This window comes from Virgibacillus senegalensis (assembly GCF_000821245.2).
Lineage (GTDB): Bacteria > Bacillota > Bacilli > Bacillales > Amphibacillaceae > Sediminibacillus > Sediminibacillus senegalensis.
This window is the reverse complement of the sequence record NZ_LN611424.1, coordinates 1,110,110-1,112,527: the sequence shown is the minus strand read 5'-3', so window position 1 is coordinate 1,112,527 and position 2,418 is coordinate 1,110,110. Positions and strand designations below refer to the sequence as shown.

The following is a 2,418-nucleotide window of genomic DNA, read 5'->3' as shown; positions in this document are numbered from 1 at the left end:
TGAAAAAGTCCTTTCTAATCCAGAAGAGATTTTAAAGTTTGTTGTTGATTCTCACAAATCGCTTATCGGTGGATGCTTGCCGCGGGCACGGCCTCAGCTAACTTGGTCAAGAAGATCACTTAACCAAGTGGATCTTCGGCTCGCGCTGTTCCCGCAGGCGTCACCACCGAACGCTCATCGTGGAATCAACAGAGGGGAAACGAAAAAGAAGTGATTTTCTTTGAAGGGCACCTGAAAATGACGTCATTGACCCCAGCTTATTAGCTCACTTCCGTCGTAAACGTCTGAAAGACATCAACCTTTTAGATCTCCTGAAGGGAAAAAACGTGGAGGTCACTCTTGAGAAAGGCGTGATTCAATCGAAGTCTCTCATCCTTGATGCGACACACACCAAAGCACGATACAATCATCTCCTCAAGAAGTATTGCGCTCCCGTTCCAAAAACGTCCGAAAAATGATTTATTCTATCGATGAATCCATGAACAAAAAATTTCCTGAGAAACCAACCGAAGATACGCTTGAAGCTGAGCTGGACTATTCGGAACGTCTTGTCGAAGTCATTGAAAAGGAACCAAAGCTCGTCTTTATCCCCAAAATCAAAGAACCGGTGAACTTACTTAAAGAGACGATTACCGATGACCAACTGGAACTACAAGAATCACCAGATCCTGATTCCCGTTTGGGGCATAAATCAGCTGACTTTGCTTTCTTTGGATATAAGACGCATCTTGGCATGTCTCAGGAACGTATCATTACTGCAGCCACAGTGATTACCGGTAAAAAAACGGGCGGAAAGCAATTACCTGAGTTAGTGAAGAAAAGCCAAGACGCTGGGTTAGAAGTGAAGGAAGTCATTGGAGATACAGCTTATTCGGCAAAGGAAACTATCAATTATGCCAAAGAGAATGAGATCGAACTCATTTCCAAGTCGAACCCCTCGGTTTCTCATGGATATCTTCAAAGAAAGGCGAATGAATGATATAAGATTGAAGCGAAGAATAGCGAATGAAGCACAGACACGGATATGAGGTCGCCTCATCTTCGGGTGTCGAAGGCATGCGCATGCAAGGTGTGATGGCGATTTTCACAGCTAAAGTGAAACGAATCGTTAAACTAATGAAGGAATAGAGGGTCCAAATCATTGAAATTAGATAAGGTCTGTATGGAAATTAAATTCCATACAGACCGCTTTTTTTAAATTCCACTTTTCAAAGACCTTCAGTTTTTCAGTGGCCTCAATCAGTTGACCTGCTTTTCAATACAGCCAAAAGGAACAGGAACAAGGAATAGTGGATATTTTCCGTTTCACTCCATTCCACTACCACGGAATCACTTTTAGAAAAACGTTCGGCGTATTCGAGCGGAATGGCTCCAGGCTTCATTATCAGTAGCGTTTTCCCTTCTATATCTGTAATCGAGAAAAAATCCCGATAATCTTTCACTGCCCGCCAACGTTGGCCTGACTCGTCGATAAATTGCAGCACAGAGCCTTTCTCCCCTTTTACCGGGCAAATATAACCGACACAATCGCCATTTTCATTAAATACGTAGGAACGCCAAGAAACTCCACCCCGTTTTTGTAAATAAAACAAGGTATTACCCTGATCATCAAGCAGCTGAAAGTTTTTTGGTAAAAAGGAGCCGGGGGTCATAAAAAACCGAACAATATGAAAAAACAAGCTGCTTGGAAACCCTGTTTCCTTTAATGTACAAAATAATTTATCATCCAGGCTCATAATCGATGTTTGGGATGAAAGCGTTCCTTCAATGGCCATTACCCGATCTACTTTTCTACTTACAGGTATGCTTTTATCTTTTTGCATAATCAAGCTGGTTTGCTTCCCCAGCTTCCTATCATGCATTCCTCTGGAAAAAACGGTACCTCCTACGACGGCACAGGCAACAGTTAAAACGCCTGTTTCCCATTGACGGGCATACAATAAAAACAATAGGGTCGTACATAAACTGCAAAATAATAAAATAATGCCGGTTATTAGTTGGCGTTTTCCATCTTCTCTTAACAAGTCTGATACATTTGTCATCCTTTTCCTCCTCCCTTAAGGAATGTACGATTCTGTTTCGTTTTGGTTTCAATTGTCAGAAAAATCAAGCGTTTTTTCTGATTGAAACCATGGATTGTGCTAAAATGAACGATGAAAACGCAGCAATTTTATCAGGAGGGATCATATGAAAATCGTAATTGTTGGCGCAGGTGCCTTAGGGGCTTACTTCGGGGCGAGATGGAAGGAGGCAGGCGAGGATGTCACCTTCCTGGTTCGACCGAAAAGAGCAAGTCAACTGAAAAAACATGGCCTGAAAATACAAAGTCGACAAGGGGATTATTATATTGAACAACCGGAACTAGTGGAAGATGCAACAAAAATTCAAGAAGCCGATCTCGTCTTATTGGCGGTAAAA

5 protein-coding genes are annotated in these 2,418 nt (G+C 42.2%); 4 read left to right on the top strand and 1 reads right to left on the bottom strand.

Translation table 11 applies throughout. The features are described from left to right. The 3 genes from BN1067_RS20185 to BN1067_RS20430 all read left to right on the top strand — a co-directional run. The coding region (locus BN1067_RS20185; RefSeq protein WP_234400662.1) for a hypothetical protein at positions 1–214 on the top strand (214 nt) is incomplete at its 5' end. 240 nt (positions 215–454) lie between these two features. Further along, a complete protein-coding gene (locus tag BN1067_RS09485) occupies positions 455–979 on the top strand; it encodes a transposase (protein ID WP_053218628.1) in 525 nt (174 codons plus the stop codon). Positions 980–1,005: 26 nt separating this feature from the next. After that, positions 1,006–1,128 carry a hypothetical protein gene (locus BN1067_RS20430; RefSeq protein ID WP_267893605.1) on the top strand — a complete coding sequence of 41 codons (123 nt, stop codon included), beginning with the start codon at positions 1,006–1,008 and terminating at the stop codon, positions 1,126–1,128. A gap of 107 nt (positions 1,129–1,235) precedes the next feature. Here the strand turns inward: BN1067_RS20430 and BN1067_RS09480 are convergent, their stop codons facing one another. Further along, positions 1,236–2,042: a hypothetical protein gene (locus tag BN1067_RS09480; RefSeq protein ID WP_053218617.1), complete on the bottom strand. Its 807-nt coding sequence runs from the start codon at positions 2,040–2,042 to the stop codon at positions 1,236–1,238. A 145-nt stretch (positions 2,043–2,187) separates the two neighbouring features. Between BN1067_RS09480 and BN1067_RS09475 the strand changes: the two genes are divergently transcribed. Continuing rightward, a partial coding sequence (locus BN1067_RS09475) for a ketopantoate reductase family protein (protein ID WP_199868503.1) occupies positions 2,188–2,418 on the top strand: 231 nt, incomplete at its 3' end.